Here is an 18,809-nt window from a genome sequence, read left to right as displayed (position 1 = left end):
ATTCCTCCTATACTATAAATTCAAAACTATCGTCTTTCAACTGTTTCAATCTATTTCTATCAAATTTACCATTTACAAAATATTTTTCATAATCATCTACTCTAAATATCCTGTCCCCTATGTAGTCATTATAACTAATTCCATAGAGATATACCTTAGGTAAATTGTAAGAAAACAGACTGATAACCTCCATAATTTCTGCCATTTTAACTTTTTTCTCTGCATAACTTATTTTAGAGTTTTCAAACAGCTCTTTAAAATCATCCCACGCTTTGAAACCATCGTATGTTTTTCCTTTATACTCTATTACACTTGGCAAATAGAGTGTAGCAGTATCCTTATCCTTTATCAGTTCCATTCTCTCCATTACTCCTCTGTAGTCAAGAACTCTGACAATACCATTTTTAAATGTATCAATATTATTTTCATTAAATCTATTACTTTCAGTATTCAGGTCTTGCAAAATAATCTGATAGTATTTATCAAAGGATTTATTCAAAAGTTTTTCCTGAATTTCATCTTCTATCAAAAGATTTTTGTTTTGAACACGAACTTCATCTTTATAGATAATTTTAGGCTCATCATAATAAAAGAAATATGCTTTTGCCTGCTTCTTTTTACAAGAACGGTTTATACGACCTAAAAATTGTTCTTCTGAATCAAGCAGAGATATATTATTAAATCCAACATCCATATCAATATCAACTCCAACTTCTATCACTTGAGTTGCAACAAGAATCATTTTTGTTCTCTCTTTTTCTTTAGTAATATTTATAATTCTCTCTCTTTCTACTTTGTTATCATCACCAGTCATAAGAAAAAGATCTGCTTTATCTATTTCAGAATTTTCTGACAACTTAGCAAAAAATTCATTTGCACTTTTCTTAAGAATAAATTCGATTATAACTTTTTTATTACTCTTATACTCAGTGATTACTTTTTCCATCAACTGTTCAAAAAACTCTTCTTTTTCTTCAGTATTCTTATCATTCTTATTTAGCAGACTAAAATCAGGACACACTCTATCTTTAAAAATCGGATTATTAAAATATTTTGCTCTATCTATAAGACTTGGTATCTCATAAGTAGTATCTAAAAGTTTTCCCAAGTTTGGAAGTGTAGCTGACATTATTATAATTTTTATATTCAAGAGCTCAGCATATTTTTTCAAAAATATTATTGTTTCCTTCCAAATGTCACTTTTGTAACTTTGAATTTCATCCATTATTACTACACTGTTTGCCAAATGAGGAAGTGCAAAATTCGCATCTCTTTCCAGACCAAAAAGATCTCTAAAAAAATGTACATGTGTTGTTATTACAAGTGGATAATGAATAAACTGACGTTTCATTAAAGTAGCCTCATAATCAATATCACTATAATTTCCCTCTGATTTTATATTTTCTTTTACATCAGAATATTTTCCACTACCATTTCTGCTTTTCATTACAAAATCCATAGGTGTAATTGAATTTATAACCCCTATCTTTTCAGAATCAAAAAACTCATGTAAAGAGTTGGATGTCTGCTCAACTAAAGTGTTAAATGGAAAAATATAAAATATATTACTTAATCTCTTATCTTCTTTTAAAAGTGTTAATGCAAGATTTATGGAAGTAATAGTTTTTCCTGAACCAGTAGGAGATTCCAGATAAAATATGTTTTTATCTGCGTTTTTCTTAATTGTTTTTTCAGCTTCTACAAAGATCTCGCTTCTATATTTGTTGATATTCTTCTCATCAAATCTCTTTTCTCCTGAATCATGTTTCCTAATTCCCTCAATTATAGAATGTGTATCAAATTTTTCACAAAATTCTTCTACATTCTCAATAACATCAAGATTTTCTATCTTATTTCCAGTCATAAATTCATATGTAGCATAGAAATCTGCGGATACAAGAAGACCATAAACAAGTCTTGAATATACATACAAATCAATACTTTCCCAATCTTTTCCATAGGAATCTATTAATTCATTTTCTTCTCCTTCAATTGGGTGTAATATATAATTATAACTTAAATCTAATGCATTCAAATCTTTTTGAAACTTTAAATCCAAATCCCTAAAATTTAAATCTGGGCAATATTTTTTTGTTTCCTCTAAAAAATCTTCCTTATTAATTTCTTCACATATGTTTTTCAGTTGAACAGAATAGTTATCTAGTTTCGTATGATGACGCGAAATAATATATCCATTCAAATATATAAATAACATTAACCTTTTTATATTTTCATCATCTTGTTCTGATAAATCATTAAGTTTCATCATAAAATATTGAATATATATTTCTGCTGAAAACAGCGAATGTTTTGAATCCTGCATATCAAAATCTACATCTGAAATAGAATTATTCATTTTTTCTTTTTGAAATACTATATTAATTTTTCCTATATCATGCATGTATATAGTATTTACAAGCATCTCTATCCAGAAATTTAAAAAAGACTCTGACCCATTCCAAAATTTTGATAGAATGGGAAAGAGTTTTTTTTTATTACATATTTGGATAAATTTTTTCATCACAAGAATCATGTGTTCTGTAAGTTTTTCTTTTCTATCTTTTTCAATATGAGCAAGATATTTATCAATATTCTTTACAAATTTTTTTATCGGAAACAACTTGAATTTATTATTTAATAAAATCTCACTCTCCGCACTTGTCATAATCAATTTATTCTCCAGTAACACTTACCTCTCTCCCTTTATTTATTTAAAATAGTTGTATTAACTTATCATTTATTTTCACAAAATTATCTCCATTAATCTTTTGTTTGTAATTTGTAAAAATAAAGTTCTTCATTTGATATTGATTTGACTGCTCATGCAATGCATAAGGCAGCCTTTCATCATATAGAAATTTGATAATTTCACTTCTTCTTTTTCTCAATCCACTATTTTCAGTATAAGATTCTGCTTCTCCTTTTATGAATAGGGAGTCTATTTCAGAAGTTATATCTTTGATCTCTTTCCCTTGTAAAAGTTCAACTTCCAAGATATTTGCTGGATGATCATTTTTTCCAAGATAGATATTATATTTAAATTGTCTATTTAATAATCTATCTTTAAGCTCCTGAACCACTTTATTTTTATCAATCAAAATATAAATTTCCCAGTCTACATTCTCAAGCCATTCCTCTTTTACAATAAGATTTCCACCCTCTTCTCCACTGGCATAACCTACAGAGTTATTAAATGATTGAATTTTCTTATCAAACATTCCTCTGCTATTAAGTGGAACAATAGCTATTTTTATATCTTTAAGTTTTTCATAAAACTCTGGATAGTTCTCCTTACTTCCTTGCTGATTGTAGCCTTTAAGTCCAAGTATTGCTCCAAGAATGCCAAGTATAGCAACTTTATGGATATTTCCATATGAAAAATACAGATAAGTATTAACTTCAGGATTCTTGAAGAAAGCTGTTTTTCCATTTAACCTGAATTTTAATATCTCCATAACTATACTCCTTTTCTTGTAAATATATTAAACTCCTTTGCACCTTTTATGTTATGTTCTACCTTTAGGTTTAAAGTATTATAGTAAATTTCTACTGATACAATATTATCTTTACAGTCATTTAACATTTCATCAAATCCAAGTTTTAAAGTATCGATTTCCTCTCCCTTTTCAAATTTCAAATATTGATCTAAGTTTGGAAGGTAGAATTCAGGCTTAGTTTTTACAAATATCGCAAACTCGTTTTCACATCCTGCTTTTGAATTTGAATTGTAGTATGTTGCCGAAACAAGAGCTGCCTCTTTAAATTTCTTATAATCCTCTTCTGTATACCCTTCAGTTACTCCCATTTTTACATACTCATCATAAGATGCTGGATTTATCGTAAACGGATAGAAATAATGAGCTTCATTACTAAATATCTTAGTTCCAAGAGTAGATTGATCTTTTTCTCCTTCGGCATCTTTACTTCCATCTCTAAATGGAGATAATATCTGTTGTTCTTCAGCATATGTGTCCTCGTATCTGTTTAGTCCTTGTCCTATCTGAACTGCTCCGGTAATCCCTATATTATTTTTTTCTTCTGCAAATGTAGCTCCAAAGTTTTTTACATCTATTGCACTAAAAAGATTTCTTCTAACCTGAAGTTTGTCCTTTTCTTCTTTTAGATTTGTTTCAAATATTTCATCATATCTCTCTTTAAGTGATTTCGGTCTTACTGAAATTTCACCTTTTTTCTTATCCTCATCAACCTTCATAGTTTTTATATATAAAACTTTTTCACCATTTGAATCCCACATTTTTTTCATAGGATATTTTAATGCCTTGTCACTACCAAATACTTCCCCTGTAGAAAGGCTCTTTGGAAATCCACTAAAATCTGCATTCCAGTTAGCCATTATAGAGCTAATACCAATGATACCATATACTCTATTTTTCATAACTATGCCTCCTCATTTTCATTTTCAATTATAGCTTTATCCATTTTTTCATACAATAAACAGTTGCTTAAAATTCCACATAATAATCCACTTTCATCAACTTTTTTATTTTCTGGAGTATAATCCATAACCATGGAAAACAGCAGATTGAATCTAGTATTAAACCTGTTTATATCATATCCATATCTTTTAAATAGATGTACTAGCTCTTTCTTCAGTTTTTCATCATATTTAGCTTCTATAAACCTTACTGTACTTTCATGTGTTTTACTTGTACTTTTCTTTTTACTCAATAAAAATTGTGCCAGTTGCCCTATTGCAAAATAATACTCCCTATCATTTACAAACTCTCCTTCTTTTTTCTCAAAACATTTTTTGAGCTTTTCACGAATGTCTTTTACCTGTGTCATAAATCTTCCCTCCTTATCCTCAAAACTATCTTCTATACTTAGCATTAAATTAAAAAGTTCGCATGCTTCAAAATCATAATTGCTATTTATCAAACTACTCTTTATACAGTAAATAAAAAGTTTCCTGTATATTTTAATAAATCCATCCAGGTCTCCTCTTACTACCAGGTTATAGAAAACATCTTTATACATATTTCCAATATATTTAAGTCTTGAATCTGCTATTTTTAAATCCTTTATATTCTCAAAAATTATTCCATACATTTTCCCCTTTAAAATAAGTGAGTTTATAGTCTCAATCAATGCCTTTAAACTCTCTATTTCATGTCCATAATTTAACTTTGCATATTTTGAATCATGTGTTTTCTTTAAATAGTCCAATACCTTGATTCTATTTTCCAAGTATGGATTATAGTTAGTTATAACATCAAATCTCTGTATCTCTGCTTCACTCTTATTTTTTACAGCTCTCATATAATATCCATTTATTTTTTTTGAAGGTAAATCCTTATCAGTAAATTGCTCTATTCCATTCTGACTAAAATAGATATTTCTGCGATTTTTACATGCCCAGTTAAAAAGATAATCAAAGAATTTTTTCTGCAAAAATACATCCTCTTCATTAAGTAAATAAGGAACTGTGTATTTTTTCTTTCTAGTCTTATTTTCTAAGAACGGTTTCTTTGCATTTAATCCTAAGTTATTATTTGGTAATCCAAAAGTTTTTTCATCTATAACAACATTGAAGTCAGTAGAATTATAAATATTTGGAAGTACATACCTTTCATTTTCTTTCTTGTATTCTTCTAAATCAGCATCAAAAAATATTTTTATATAGTCTTTTCCTTTTGCACTTTCCTCTTGTAGTTTCCAAAGATTTTCTTCAATCCATCCTTGAATTTTATCAATTTTATCTGTATCAGGTTTTCCTATTTTTTCTTCCAGTTCTTCATAATTCTTTTTCTTTTCACCTTTGTATTTCAAACGTGGATCCTTTAAAGTTTCATAAAAACTTTTTATACTGTTACGTAACTTTTCTTTTTTTTCAGTAAGAACATTATTTTTTACATAAAAACTCAGATAGTTATTTGAGTGAATCTGTTTTGTACTATCCATTGGTTTATTCATATCTAACAGACTGCTCAGATAATCACGTTCTGCTAAATAACTATACTCTTCTTCATTTTTAGGTTCTGTTTTTTTATCTATTACTACATGCTTATAGCTTCCATCATCTTTAACTATGAAATAGTCTCCAACTCCAAGCTTATAGTTGTCTGTAATAAGATTCTCTCCCTTTTCAAGATACTCTTTTTTAAATATCTCTATGCATTCCTGCAACATCTACCTCACCTCCTTTTATATCCATCTAGGATTCATAAAAGAAAATCCTCTAGCTGCCATGTGACCTGCACCAACACCTAAACTTAAAAATGCAAGTTTTTGTGCAGTCTCGTTTCTAGCAACATTTAGTTCTACCTTTTCCCCGAGAATACGTATATTTTTATACTTAGTTGCTATTGGACACTTGTTTCTAAAACTGATTCCAGTAAAAACTTGAATCTCCTCATCAATTTTGTCATCGTAAATTTCATTATATTTTTTGGTAAGTAGTACTCTTATCTTGTCTAAAAATTGTTCAACTGTTAAGTCCTCTCTCCAGTAAGGCTTATCACTTTTAATTATAAGCGGTGTAACAGAGATAAGTTTATCAATAAACTTATCAGGTTTTAAAACTCTTACTTCAGTTATAAGACCTTTCATCTCTTCAGTAGTGTTATCTTTCAGATTTTCTACAAAGAAATCTTTAAGCTCTTCTACAACTGTTCTAATCTGTATTGTATACACCCTTCCTTTAGGATATATACCACACTTCATGATTGGATAGAGACAGTTGTAAGAATAATTCTTATATTTTTTTTCTTCATGATACTGTTTCCATTTATCACTCTTTTTAAGAGTGGTATCAATAAAAACAGCAACCTTAGACATTACATCTCTATGATCAATATCTTTAAGAAGAAAAACCTTCAGCTCTATCTGCCACAAATTTATACTCATACTTTCCCTCCTTTTGTGTTATAATTGTAAATAATGTATTAATTTACTTCTTTATCTTAATATAAGGGTACCTCTATTTTTTATATTTGTCAATATCTTTTTAGTTTTATTTATATTGAATATATTAAAAAAAGTAAATACAAAAAGAGAATTACAATTCTCTTTTTGTGATACAGCTTCTGTAAATATTCAATTATCCTATACTTTAGTTTTATGTATATATTTAAATACCACCAATGTAAATATTATTTTTCTAAAATTTTTTTACAAAAAATTTAAAATTATAGGATTTTCAAGAATGATTATATCCTATTTTAGCTGTTATAACAATAATAATTTTATATTTCATAATTCAAACTCTTCTATATTTTTCATAAAATTACTTACTTCCACCTAGGATTCATAAAAGAAAATCCTCTTGCACCCATATGTCCAGCTCCAACTCCTAAACTTAAAAATGCAAGTTTTTGAGCTATCTCATTATCAGCAACTTCTAAAACAACCTTTTCTCCAAGAAGTTTTACCTTTTTATATCTTGTTACAATAGGAAATCTATTTCTAAACTTTATTCCTGTAAAAATAGGAACATTTTCATCTATTGTCCCGCCATATAACTCTTTATACTGATTTGTAATACTTGTACATATCTTTTTTAAAAATTGCTCTACATTCATCTCTTTACGCCAATAAGATTTTTTAGTTTTGATAACTAAAGGTGTTACTGATATTAATTTATCTATACTCTTTTTAGTTTTCATTGGTCTAACATGAGTTAGTAAACCTTTCATTTCCTCTGTTATATTATCCTTTAAGCTTTCCATAAAAAAGTCTTTTAATTCTTCCACCACTGTTCTAATCTGAACAGTATAAACTCTTCCTTTTTTATATATTCCATTTTTCATTATAGGGTACAAAGAATTGAACGAATAACCTTTATACTTCTGTTCTAAATGATAAGTACTCCATTTTTCATCATTTAAAAGAGCACTATCTATAAATGTTGCCACTTTTGTCACGACATCTCTATAGGCAATATCTTTTAGAAGAAATACTTTTAATTCTATTTGCCATAAATTAATTTTCAAATTTTCCCCTCCCTTTTTATTATATAAATCAATTTCAATTATTTATCTCTCTAATTATAGGTTACCCTTATAATCTTCATTTGTCAATTTTTATACACTTTTACTCAAGTAAAACACCTCTATATTTTTTAAATTTTACTTGTATCAGTGAATTCTTAATGCTATAATAGTTGAGTAAAAAAATAAACATTAGAAAGGTGAAATAATGAATAATAACAATACACTACCTTATAATAGAATAGGTCACGAAGAAGCAAAGCAAATGATGGATGAACATCCAGACTATATTATTTTAGATGTAAGAACTCCTCAGGAATTTAATTTAGGCCATATAGAAAATGCAATAAATCTTCCAAATGAAGAGATAGGGTATGAACCACCTGAAGAGCTATCAGATATGAATAAACCACTTCTTGTTTATTGCAGAAGTGGTCATAGAAGTCTTCATGCTGCACTTAAACTTCATTTCCTAGGTTATAAAAATATCTATGAGTTTGGTGGAATAAATACATGGCCATATAAAATAGTAAAATAAAACCACAGTTTTAGCTGTGGTTTTTATTTTCTATATATTTTTTAAATTCAAATTCAAAATCTTTATTTACAGATACTGAAAGGAGATTATCCAACTCTTCATTTTCATGAATGATTAACGGTTCTCCATAATTTTCCAAGGCATTATAGACAGTTTTAAATTTTATTCCATCAACATTTTTTATAACTACATAGCTTTCTTCAGCTACTCCCGTATTCACCACTTCTGCTATAAGCTGTGCATCAATTAAAACATCAATAACATATCGTATAATTTCATATGGAATATCATATTTTTTACTTATCTCTTTTACTGTTGCAGGAGCTGAATTGTTCATATATTTTTCAATTAACTCCTTCATGACAACAGTTGCTGCATACTCTTTTCCTCTAAAAGAGACAGTTTCTGGGTCTTTTTCAAGATGAGTATCTCTGTTTTGTAAAAAGTAGCATGAATGTGCTCCTAAAATCAAGAAAAACCACATCATACGCAACCAGAATAGAAATATAAATACAACTGAGAAACTTCCATATATTTTATTGTAAGTTGCTACCATCCCCTGTAACAAGAAGAATAGGGATTGGAATCCATAAAAAAACATTGTTATAAATATTGAAGATATAAATGCTGGAATAAAATTCACTTTAGTATTTGGAATCATCATATATAAAGCTGTAAAAAAAGTCATAAGTGTAATAAATGGTATAGCATTTATAAACATTCCAAAATATCCATCTGAATAACCTAATACTTCCATAAGTTTTGTAGTTCCGCTAGATATAACAATAAGTGTTGGAAACAAAATAATAAAAGATATATAGTCAGTTATCTGTCTCAAAAACATTCTTGTTTTCTCAACTTTCCAAATATCATTAAAGGCCTTTTCAATAATAGAAAACATGGAAATCAATGTCCAACCTAATATTAAAAAACCTAATCCAGCTAAAATACCTGTACGTGTATTTTCTATAAAATTTTGTGCAAATGTTACCAGAAGCTCAACAGATTCCTCATTTAGTGGAGAATAATCTATCATTTTCCTTAAAAAATAGTCATTTATTCCCAACCAACTTCCTAAACTGAAGAGAATTGCAAAAATTGGAACCAAGGATAAAATTGTATAAAAACATAAGGATGTAACCCATAATTTTGAGTTTGCTCTTCTATAATTCTCCAATGCTTTTTTTACAACGTTAATTATATTACTAATTTTTCCCTGAGATATCATCTCGTTGAAAAACTCCTTGACCGACTTTGTCTCCATAACATCAAACCTCACTTATTTTATTGTGCAATTTCTTTTATATCCATACTTCCTTCATCTACATCTGTTGGGTTAACTTTATTATCATCACTTTCTATAACAGTTCCTATATTTTTTTCAGGAAGAGTTTCATCTCTATACCCATTTTCAAATTTATCTTTTTCCATAACATATATACTAGAAAGTCTTGTAGGAGCTACAAAATAATCTCCCTTTCTTACAAGCTTCTGATTTCCATCAGAATCGTACACATATATTGGATTTTCATTTGTATTTAATTTCTTTAAAATTTCATTATTAAGTTGAATTGCTTTTAACTCTTTAGAACTGTCTTTTGATATGTATGTATGAGATTGTTCCAAATTTATAAGTAATCTCTCCATTAAATAGTATTCAGGAATTATCTCAGCTCCATAAGTAGTAGCTCCTAATAAAGAAAGTCCTCCTAATAACATAATCAAGTTCTTTTTCATTTTTCCCTCCAAGTATTTGAGATTATCTCTCATATTTCATTTCTTCAAGTTTTCTTATTCTATCCTCAGTTGAAGGATGTGTACTAAATAAATTAGCCATTTTACTTCCTGCAAGTGGGCTTACAATAAACATATTTTCAGTTGCTGGAGCGGCATTTGGCATAGGTATTCTTTTGCTGTACATATCCAATTTTCTAAGTGCATTTGCAAGATACTCAGGATTTCCACTTACCATTGCACCAAATCTATCAGCTTTATACTCTCTAGTTCTAGATATAGCCATTTGAACGAGCATTGCAGCTAAAGGTGCAAAGATTGCAACAGCAATAAGTCCTATAGCATTTCCTCCACGATTGTCATCATCACGTCTTCCTCCACCAAATATAGCAGTCCATTTAGCCATATTTGCAAGAAAAGAGATAGCTCCAGCCATGGTAGCAGCAACAGTACTTATTAGAATATCTCTATGAGAAACATGCCCTAATTCGTGTCCTATTACTCCTGCCAGCTCATTGTCATCTACAATATCCATAAGTCCTCTAGTTACAGCAACTGCTGCATGATGAGGATTTCTTCCTGTTGCAAAGGCATTAGGTTGTTGTTCATTAATTATATATACCTTTGGCATTGGAAGATTTGCTCTCTGTGCCAAATTAGCAACTATCTGATACAGATGGCTATTAGAATCAACTGGTTGTGCTCCATACATTGAAAGTACAATTTTATCACTCCACCAGTAAGAAACAAAGTTCATTACACCAGCAAAGATTAAGGCTATCAATGTTCCATTTTGACCACCGATTAAATTTCCAATAAACATTAATATAAATGTCATTATTGCCATTAAGAAAAAAGTTTTTAAAGTATTCACTTTAATCCCTCCTTTATTTCAAACTCATTTGTCCTATTATACCATTTTATAATAAAAATAATATACTAAAAATGTAAAAATAATTATTTTGATGATAGAAAATCGGATTTATAGAAATGCCTCTCCTCCTCATTATACTTGAAGAAAAGGCTTTTTTTAGGTATAATTATCAAAAGATATCTTGTAAGGAGCTATTTTATGAAAAAAATAAAAATTAACACTTCAACAGCTCAATATTCAATTCTTTTAGGGAAAAATATTCTTTCTCAGCTCAAAGAGTATATAGATAATTATGACAAAATAATTATCCTCTCAAATGATGAAATTGGAAAGCTGTATTTTAACAAATTTAAATCTATCTTTTCAAAGGAGCAGATTTACTATTTTACAATTCCAGAGGGAGAAGAGCATAAAAATATAGAAACAGTTATGAGTACCTATGATTTTATGATAGATAATGAATTTTCAAGGAAATCTCTTCTTATCTCTTTAGGTGGTGGAGTAGTATGTGATATTGGTGGCTTTACTGCAGCAACTTTTATGAGAGGGATAGATTTTATTCAAATTCCAACTTCCCTTCTGGCTCAAGTTGATGCAAGTATTGGTGGAAAAACAGCAGTTGACCATCCAAAAGGAAAAAATCTTATAGGTGCCTTTAAACAACCAAAGCTTGTATTAATTGATACCCAATTTTTGCCTACCCTTCCTAAGGAACAGTTTTCATCTGGAATGTCTGAAATAATAAAACATTCATTAATTATATATTCTAAAGACAAAAGCTATTTTGAATTCCTAAAAAATAACTCAGATAAAATTTCAAATTTAGATGAAAAAACTATAATTGATATGATAGAAACATCATGTAACATTAAAAAATCATTCGTTGAAGCAGACGAATTTGAAACTGGAGAGAGAGCTCTTTTAAATCTTGGACATACATATGGGCATGCCCTTGAAAAACTTTTTAACTTCAAAGGAATTACACATGGTGAAGCAGTAGCTAAAGGAACTGTATTTGAACTTTATCTTTCAAACCTTCTTAATAACATTTCTGAGAAATTTATTTGTGATGTTATTGAGCTATTCAAAAAATATAATATCAATCCATACCCTATTTTTTATAACTACACTACAATTTTAAATGGATTGAAAAAAGATAAGAAAAATAGTTATGGAGCTATTAACTTTATTCTTTTTAATTCTGATTATTCAGTGTACAAGGATAAAGTAGATGAAAAAAATATAATTTCTGTAATTGACCTATTCAAAAATAGGTCTATAAAAGGTATAATTGATATTGGAACAAATTCATGCAGACTTTTCATTGCTCAGATTTTAAAAAATAACAATGATATTACAATTGAAAAAGAGATTATAAAACTTGTAAAAATAGTAAAACTTGGTGAAGATGTCAATAAAAATCATTATCTTAAACCAGAAGCAATAAAAAGAACTTTAAAATGTCTAAAGGAGTATAAAAATATAGCTCAATTATATGGAGTTCTTTCTTTAAATGCTTTTGCCACATCTGCTACCAGAGATTCTTCAAATAGGGATGAGTTTTTAAAAGCAGTAGATAAACTTGGTATTAAAATAAAATGCATAAGTGGTGAAGCAGAAGCAACACTTAATTTTAAAGGAAACACTATTGTTTTTAATGATCCAATTCTCGTTGTTGATATTGGAGGAGGAAGTACTGAATTTACACTGGGTACAAAAGATAAAATTGATTTTATAAAAAGTTTTAATATAGGAGCTGTAAGAGCAACTGAGCTTTTCTTTAAAAATGATACCTATACACAGGAAAAAATAGATGAATGTATCAGCTGGATAAAAGATATTTTAAAACCTCTAGCTGCAATTTCAAAAGAGAAATTTAATCTAATTGGAGTAGCAGGTACAGCTACAACTCAAGTTTCTGTCCTTGAACAGATGGAAAACTATGATTCTAAAAAAGTTCATCTTTTCACACTTGATCATGAAAATATAAAAGATAATCTTTCACTTTTTTTATCAAAAGATTTAAAACACAGAAAGAAAATTATAGGTCTTGAAGAAAAAAGAGCTGATGTAATTATAGCAGGAACAATTATTTTAAAAACAATAATGGAATTATTAAATTGTAACAAAATTACTGTATCTGAATCTGACAACTTAAATGGTGCAATGATAACGGAGGAGATAGACTGTGAATAACCAAAGAATAGATGCAATTGTAGAAGCTTGTGATACTTATAATAGCACTCGTAGAAAAAGACTTGTTGCTGGTAAACTTTATGATTATTTTATGCAGGATTTCAAAGGTGAGCTTGCTGTAATTTATCAGGGAGCTACAAAAGAAGATATTAGAGAAGATATAAAAATACTGGCTGATATGATTTATTCAGCTGATAATAAGGCAAAAAGAGAGTTTTATGTTGGAGCATTAAGATACATAGTTAAATTAATGTAAATGAGGTGGAAAAATGAGTGAAAAATTACATTTAGATAGATGCTCAGTAGGTGGCTGAGCAAGTAAAATAGGACCAGAGGTCCTTTCTGAGATACTATCAGATCTTCCAAGTGTGAAAGATGAAAACCTGATAGTTGGATTTGAAAAATCTGATGACGCATCAGTTTATAAACTTACTGATGATATTGCAATGATACAAACATTGGATTTCTTTACACCTATGGTAGACGATCCATATATTTTTGGACAAATAGCTGCTGCAAATTCACTAAGTGATGTGTATGCAATGGGAGGTACTCCTAAAACAGCTATGAATATTGTTTGTTTCCCTCAAAAAATGGATATCCATATATTAGGTGAAATCTTAAAAGGTGGAGCAGAAAAAGTTGTAGAAGCTGGAGCTGTCCTAAGTGGTGGACACTCAATTCATGATCCTGAAATAAAATATGGGCTTTCTGTAACTGGTCTTGCTCATCCTGATAAGATACTTAAAAACCATGGATGTAAAGATGGTGATATACTTATATATACTAAGAAACTTGGTACTGGAGTAGTTACAACTGCATCAAAAGTTAATCTTGCCAGCAAAGAATCAATAGATGAAAGTATAAAATATATGACTATGCTCAATAAATATGCTGGGGAAATAATAACTAAATACCCTGTAACTGCATGTACAGACATTACAGGATTTGGTTTCCTAGGTCATGCATATGAAATGGCAAAAGGTTCAGAAAAAACTTTAATTTTTGAACAGGAATTTATTCCATTCATTACTGGTGCTGATCAGTATGCTAAAGATTTTATGATCACAACTGGTGGGCAACTAAATAGAAATTTCGTAGGTAGAGATATCGAATTTGAAAAAACACCTTTATGGTTACAGGAGATTCTTTTTGATCCCCAAACATCTGGAGGATTACTATTTTCAATTTCACCTGAATATCTAGGAAATCTTCTAAATGAATTTAAGTCAAAAAATGTTGACGCATTTATCGTAGGTTCTGTTGAAGAAAAACAGAATAAATATTTGATTGTGAGGTAAAACATGCAAAATCTTTTTCGTAAACTACCGAAAGTAGATATTTTAATGAAGGATAAAAGATTAAGTGAACTTGAAAAAAAACTTAATTATAACTCTTTTTATCAATTAGTAACTGATGAAATTGCTAACTTTAGAAATAAAATTAAAAATAAAGAGATTGAAGATTTCTCATTAGAAGAGATTATTGATAATATTTTAAATAATTCTAAAAAATACAACCAGCATAATTTAAAAAGAGTAATAAATGGAACTGGAGTTATTATCCATACAAATCTTGGACGTTCTATTTTAAATAAAAGGGTCTTTGAATATGTATCAGAAATAGCTACTGGTTATAACAACCTTGAGTACAAAATTTCAACTGGTATGAGAGGGAATAGAAATTCTCACGTAGAAGAGATAATTTGCAAGCTTACAGGTGCTGAATCTGCACTTGTAGTTAATAACAATGCAGCAGCAGTTGTTATATGTTTAAATGAATTTGCCAAAGGAAAAAAATCAATAGTTTCCAGAGGGGAACTTGTTGAAATTGGTGGTTCTTTTAGAATACCTGAAATTATGGAACTTTCAGGTTCTACTTTAAAAGAAGTAGGAAGTACAAATAAAACTCATTTATTTGACTATGAGAGAGCAATTGATGAAGAAACTGGTTTAATACTGAAAGTACACACATCTAATTTTAAAATAATTGGATTTACAGAGTCTGTTCCTAATCATGAAATTGCAAAATTAGGGAAAGATAATAACATCCTTACTATGGAAGATTTAGGAAGTGGAGTTCTTGTTGATTTTTCTAAATATGGTATTACAAAGGAGCCTACTGTTCAGGAAAGTATAGCCTCAGGAATCGACATTGTCACAATAAGTGGAGACAAACTTTTAGGTGGCCCTCAATGTGGTATTATTTTAGGAAGAAAAGAACTTATAGAGCGTCTTAAAAACAATCCATACTTAAGAGCTTTTAGAGTTGATAAAATGGTTCTAAGTACGCTTGAAATGACTCTACAACTTTACTTAGATGAAAGAGAAGCTATAAAAGAGATTCCAACTTTAAGGATGATTACTGAAAATGAAAAAGATGTTTATAAAAAAGCTGATGAATTATACTCAAAGCTTTCAGAGTTAAATATTAAAACAACAATTATAAAAACAAGAGCTAAAATAGGTGGGGGGTCAATGCCAGAAGAAACTGTCCCTAGCTATGCTGTTAGATTTAAAGGAAATCCACAAGTAATTGAAAAACAATTCCGTGAAGGAGATACAAATATAATTGGGCGTATTTCAGAAGATGCCTTTATAATTGATTTAAAGACAATCTTTGATGAAGATATTCCAGTTATCCTAAATAAAGCAAAAAATATAAAGGAAATCTACTAATATGAGTAATCTTATTATCGGTATGGCTGGCCACATTGACCATGGTAAAACAACACTTGTACATGCTCTTACAGGAATAGATACTGATTCTTTACCAGAAGAAAAAAAACGTGGTATGACAATTGATATTGGTTTCACCAAGCTTGAATTTCAAGATGGAAGCTCTGTTGGATTAATTGATGTACCTGGTCATGAAAAATTTATTAAAAATATGACTGCAGGTGTATCAAGTATAGATTTTGTAATTTTAGTCATTGCATGTGATGATGGAATTATGCCACAAACAGTTGAACATTTTGAAATTATAAAGCTTTTAGGAATAAAAAATGGAATAGTTGTTCTTACAAAAAGAGACCTTGTGGACGATATTCAATATGAGAAAGTATTAAAACAATGTTATAAATTTTTTCAGGGTACTTTTTTACAAGAGAATATTTTTACTGTTTCTCCTGATGATAAAGGTTCATATGAAGAGCTTAAAAATCTAATCTGGAAGAAAATCAAAGATATTAAAAATATTAAAAATTTAGATTTTCGAATGAACATAGATAGATCTTTCCAAGTTAAAGGTTTTGGAACAGTAGTAACTGGAACAATTTCCAGTGGTAAAGTCGCTATTGGTGATACTCTAACTCTATATCCACAAAATATAGAAGTGAAAGTTAAAAACATACAAAACCATGGAGTAGATGTACAAACTCTTGATTATGGACACAGATGTGCACTAAATCTCGCTAACATTGATAAAAATGAGATACAAAGAGGAAATATTCTAGCAAAAAGTGATACAATCTATTCTTCTAATAGTGCAGATGCTGTTTTTTATCTCCTGCCAGAGATAAAAAAATTAAAAAATAATAGCAGAGTAAGAGTAGATATTGGTACTTCTGAATTGATAGGCCGAATTAATTTTGCTGATAGAAATTTTCTTGTTGGTGGAGAAACAGCCTATGGAAAAATCACTATAGAGGGAAATATGTCTGGTGCTCATGGAGATATTGGAATTATAAGAAATTATTCCCCTATTACAACAATTGGTAGAATAAAAATTTTAAATATCCCAAGTAAAAATTTCAAAAAGTATGAGGCAAACTATCTTAATATGCTAAAAGAATTAGATACTGAAAAACTTGATATTCTGATAGAAAACAAGATTAAGTATTCAAATCTTATAACACAGAAAGAGATAGAAAGTTTTGCAAGAACCTCTTCCTCAAATATTATAGAAACACTTAAAAATAATAAAACTATCTATATTCTTGATAAAAGATATATTCATAAGGATAGAATAAAAGAGGTTTTTGACGAAATAGTAAAAACTCTAAACTTATTTCATGCAGAGTATTCTTTAGACCCTGGAATTGAAAAACTGGAGTTAAAAAATAAGCTTTTCTGTGATTATAGCTCAAAAGAGTTTAATGCACTAATAGAGCTTGGAATAGAAAAAGAGATTATAAAAATCAATGGAGATTTTATCTCAAGAAAAGATTTTAAAATCAGACTCAATAAAGAAGAAAAAACAATGAAAGAGATTATTTTTGGTATGTATAAAGCTGAAAAATTTAACCTTAAATCTTATGAAGAGATCTATTCAAATTATAAAGATAATGAATTATTCAATAGAATGCACAATTACATGGTAAAAAATAATTTTATTATACATACAAAGGACAACCATTTTATATTAAAAGGATATCTTAAAGAAGCTATAAAAATTATCCAGGAATACTTTGAAAATAATAGTTCTTTAACTGTTGCAAAAACCAGGGAACTCTTGAATTGTAACAGGGATAGTGCTATACTTATCTTACAAACACTTGATAGTTTAAAAATTACAAAACAGCTTAATGATATAAGGATTTTAATAAAATAGGAGGAAGAAATGATTAAAGTAGATGCTGTAGGGCAAGTTTGTCCTGTACCAATTATTATGACAAAAAATGCATTAAAAAAAATCGAAGAAGGTCAAGTTGAAGTTTCTGTTGATAACAAAATTTCTCTTGAAAATCTTGAAAAAATGTCACAAGAAATGGGTTATGCTTATGACGTTGAGAGTTCTGGAGATACTTTCAGAATAGTGATAAATAAAGTTAAAGAAACAGTAGGTTTAATGGAAGAACACGATAATACAGTAGTTGTTATAAGTTCACTGCATATGGGAAATGGAGATCCAGAATTAGGTAAAATACTTATAAAAGGATTCATCTATACCCTTTCTGAAATGGATTTTCTTCCTAAGACTATACTTCTTTACAATGAAGGAGTTAAACTTGCTGTAGAAGGTTCTGAAAGCCTTAACGACCTTCTTACACTTGAAGCTAGAGGAGTAGAAATCTTATCTTGTGGAACATGTTTAAATTTCTATGGACTAACTGATAAATTAAAAGCAGGAACAGTTACTAACATGTATACAATTGCTGAAAGACAAATGAAATCTACAAAGGTTATTAAACCATGATAAAAAACGAACAATTTTTACTTCTTGCATCTGATTCTACTCACTTTGTAATGAAACTTGAAAAAGTATTGCAAAATTCACAAATATGTTGTAGAATTATACCGTTGCCTGGTGAGATCAGTGCAGGATGTGGGTTATCAATAAAAGTTGACTTAAATGACAAAGATAAAGTTGAAAAATTACTTTTACAGGAAAATATTCAAGTAAAAAAATATCTTGTCAATAAAGTTGGCCTGAAAAAAGAAATCCAGGAAATTTAATGGAAGCGGAAGAAAACTGGTGTTTTCAGCAGTCTTCAAAACTGTAGGGCGATTTTTAATCGTTGGTAGGTTCGATTCCTACACGCTTCCGCCAAAAAATATTTTTTATTTATTAAGGATAA

General features: G+C 29.0%; 17 protein-coding genes and 1 tRNA gene. 9 read left to right on the top strand and 9 right to left on the bottom strand.

Features of this window, described 5'->3' with window-relative positions:
• Window positions 1-7 precede the first annotated feature (7 nt).
• From cas3 to IX290_RS03570, 6 genes are all read right to left on the bottom strand, one after another.
• Window positions 8-2,665, bottom strand: coding sequence for a CRISPR-associated helicase Cas3' (cas3, locus tag IX290_RS03595; RefSeq protein WP_211491846.1), 2,658 nt, complete (start codon window positions 2,663-2,665; stop codon window positions 8-10).
• 46 nt (window positions 2,666-2,711) lie between these two features.
• Window positions 2,712-3,455: a type I-B CRISPR-associated protein Cas5b gene (gene cas5b / locus IX290_RS03590; RefSeq protein WP_211491844.1), complete on the bottom strand. Its 744-nt coding sequence runs from the start codon at window positions 3,453-3,455 to the stop codon at window positions 2,712-2,714.
• Window positions 3,456-3,457: 2 nt separating this feature from the next.
• The gene (locus IX290_RS03585) at window positions 3,458-4,396 is read right to left on the bottom strand and encodes a type I CRISPR-associated protein Cas7 (RefSeq protein WP_211491843.1); all 939 of its coding nucleotides are present in this window, start codon (window positions 4,394-4,396) and stop codon (window positions 3,458-3,460) included.
• A 2-nt stretch (window positions 4,397-4,398) separates the two neighbouring features.
• Window positions 4,399-6,150, bottom strand: a complete 1,752-nt coding sequence (locus IX290_RS03580; RefSeq protein WP_211491842.1) for a hypothetical protein — start codon at window positions 6,148-6,150, stop codon at window positions 4,399-4,401.
• 15 nt (window positions 6,151-6,165) lie between these two features.
• Window positions 6,166-6,867, bottom strand: a complete 702-nt coding sequence (cas6, locus tag IX290_RS03575; RefSeq protein WP_249168832.1) for a CRISPR-associated endoribonuclease Cas6 — start codon at window positions 6,865-6,867, stop codon at window positions 6,166-6,168.
• A 383-nt stretch (window positions 6,868-7,250) separates the two neighbouring features.
• Window positions 7,251-7,952: a CRISPR-associated endoribonuclease Cas6 gene (locus tag IX290_RS03570; RefSeq protein WP_211491839.1), complete on the bottom strand. Its 702-nt coding sequence runs from the start codon at window positions 7,950-7,952 to the stop codon at window positions 7,251-7,253.
• Between the two features lie 205 nt (window positions 7,953-8,157).
• Between IX290_RS03570 and IX290_RS03565 the strand changes: the two genes are divergently transcribed.
• Entirely contained in the window at window positions 8,158-8,487 is a 330-nt protein-coding gene (locus IX290_RS03565) for a rhodanese-like domain-containing protein (protein ID WP_211491838.1), read from the top strand.
• Between the two features lie 10 nt (window positions 8,488-8,497).
• On the opposite strand, the gene IX290_RS03560 is transcribed toward IX290_RS03565, so the two are convergent.
• From IX290_RS03560 to htpX, 3 genes are read right to left on the bottom strand one after another with little or no spacing between them, the layout of a single operon-like run.
• A complete protein-coding gene (locus IX290_RS03560) occupies window positions 8,498-9,751 on the bottom strand; it encodes a YihY/virulence factor BrkB family protein (RefSeq protein WP_211491837.1) in 1,254 nt (417 codons plus the stop codon).
• A 20-nt stretch (window positions 9,752-9,771) separates the two neighbouring features.
• Window positions 9,772-10,224, bottom strand: coding sequence for a hypothetical protein (locus IX290_RS03555; RefSeq protein ID WP_211491836.1), 453 nt, complete (start codon window positions 10,222-10,224; stop codon window positions 9,772-9,774).
• 22 nt (window positions 10,225-10,246) lie between these two features.
• Window positions 10,247-11,095: a zinc metalloprotease HtpX gene (htpX, locus tag IX290_RS03550; protein WP_211491835.1), complete on the bottom strand. Its 849-nt coding sequence runs from the start codon at window positions 11,093-11,095 to the stop codon at window positions 10,247-10,249.
• Between the two features lie 198 nt (window positions 11,096-11,293).
• Between htpX and aroB the strand changes: the two genes are divergently transcribed.
• The 8 genes from aroB to IX290_RS03510 all read left to right on the top strand — a co-directional run bounded on the left by aroB (window position 11,294) and on the right by IX290_RS03510 (window position 18,781).
• Window positions 11,294-13,291: a 3-dehydroquinate synthase gene (gene aroB, locus IX290_RS03545; RefSeq protein ID WP_211491834.1), complete on the top strand. Its 1,998-nt coding sequence runs from the start codon at window positions 11,294-11,296 to the stop codon at window positions 13,289-13,291.
• Complete coding sequence (locus IX290_RS03540; protein WP_211491833.1) at window positions 13,284-13,547, top strand: hypothetical protein; 264 nt, start codon at window positions 13,284-13,286, stop codon at window positions 13,545-13,547. Before aroB ends, IX290_RS03540 begins: the two co-directional genes overlap by 8 nt.
• Window positions 13,548-13,560: 13 nt before the next feature.
• Window positions 13,561-14,592 (top strand): selenide, water dikinase SelD, encoded by a 1,032-nt coding sequence (gene selD / locus IX290_RS03535; protein WP_211491832.1) that lies wholly within the window; start codon window positions 13,561-13,563, stop codon window positions 14,590-14,592.
• 3 nt (window positions 14,593-14,595) lie between these two features.
• Window positions 14,596-15,969: an L-seryl-tRNA(Sec) selenium transferase gene (gene selA, locus IX290_RS03530; RefSeq protein ID WP_211491831.1), complete on the top strand. Its 1,374-nt coding sequence runs from the start codon at window positions 14,596-14,598 to the stop codon at window positions 15,967-15,969.
• A gap of 1 nt (window position 15,970) precedes the next feature.
• On the top strand, window positions 15,971-17,842 hold the full coding sequence (gene selB, locus IX290_RS03525) for a selenocysteine-specific translation elongation factor (RefSeq protein ID WP_211491830.1): 1,872 nt from the start codon (window positions 15,971-15,973) through the stop codon (window positions 17,840-17,842).
• A 9-nt stretch (window positions 17,843-17,851) separates the two neighbouring features.
• Window positions 17,852-18,427: a sulfurtransferase-like selenium metabolism protein YedF gene (gene yedF, locus IX290_RS03520; RefSeq protein ID WP_211491829.1), complete on the top strand. Its 576-nt coding sequence runs from the start codon at window positions 17,852-17,854 to the stop codon at window positions 18,425-18,427.
• Window positions 18,424-18,687 carry a DUF3343 domain-containing protein gene (locus IX290_RS03515; protein WP_211491828.1) on the top strand — a complete coding sequence of 88 codons (264 nt, stop codon included), beginning with the start codon at window positions 18,424-18,426 and terminating at the stop codon, window positions 18,685-18,687. Before yedF ends, IX290_RS03515 begins: the two co-directional genes overlap by 4 nt.
• Window position 18,688: 1 nt before the next feature.
• Window positions 18,689-18,781, top strand: a tRNA-Sec gene (locus IX290_RS03510).
• The last annotated feature ends 28 nt before the right edge of the window (window positions 18,782-18,809 follow it).

The organism is Fusobacterium sp. DD2 (assembly GCF_018205345.1).
Lineage (GTDB): Bacteria > Fusobacteriota > Fusobacteriia > Fusobacteriales > Fusobacteriaceae > Fusobacterium_A.
Note: the sequence above shows the minus strand (reverse complement) of the source record. Positions and strands in the feature narration are given on the sequence as shown.

Excerpts from the sequence above, each read along its gene's own strand:
- cas3 (WP_211491846.1), bottom strand. The coding sequence starts at position 2,665 with ATGACAAGTGCGGAGAGTGAGATTTTATTAAATAATAAATTCAAGTTG.
- cas5b (WP_211491844.1), bottom strand. The coding sequence starts at position 3,455 with ATGGAGATATTAAAATTCAGGTTAAATGGAAAAACAGCTTTCTTCAAG.
- IX290_RS03585 (WP_211491843.1), bottom strand. The coding sequence starts at position 4,396 with ATGAAAAATAGAGTATATGGTATCATTGGTATTAGCTCTATAATGGCT.
- IX290_RS03580 (WP_211491842.1), bottom strand. The coding sequence starts at position 6,150 with ATGTTGCAGGAATGCATAGAGATATTTAAAAAAGAGTATCTTGAAAAG.
- cas6 (WP_249168832.1), bottom strand. The coding sequence starts at position 6,867 with ATGAGTATAAATTTGTGGCAGATAGAGCTGAAGGTTTTTCTTCTTAAA.
- IX290_RS03565 (WP_211491838.1), top strand. The coding sequence starts at position 8,158 with ATGAATAATAACAATACACTACCTTATAATAGAATAGGTCACGAAGAA.
- IX290_RS03560 (WP_211491837.1), bottom strand. The coding sequence starts at position 9,751 with ATGGAGACAAAGTCGGTCAAGGAGTTTTTCAACGAGATGATATCTCAG.
- IX290_RS03555 (WP_211491836.1), bottom strand. The coding sequence starts at position 10,224 with ATGAAAAAGAACTTGATTATGTTATTAGGAGGACTTTCTTTATTAGGA.
- aroB (WP_211491834.1), top strand. The coding sequence starts at position 11,294 with ATGAAAAAAATAAAAATTAACACTTCAACAGCTCAATATTCAATTCTT.
- selA (WP_211491831.1), top strand. The coding sequence starts at position 14,596 with ATGCAAAATCTTTTTCGTAAACTACCGAAAGTAGATATTTTAATGAAG.
- selB (WP_211491830.1), top strand. The coding sequence starts at position 15,971 with ATGAGTAATCTTATTATCGGTATGGCTGGCCACATTGACCATGGTAAA.
- yedF (WP_211491829.1), top strand. The coding sequence starts at position 17,852 with ATGATTAAAGTAGATGCTGTAGGGCAAGTTTGTCCTGTACCAATTATT.
- IX290_RS03515 (WP_211491828.1), top strand. The coding sequence starts at position 18,424 with ATGATAAAAAACGAACAATTTTTACTTCTTGCATCTGATTCTACTCAC.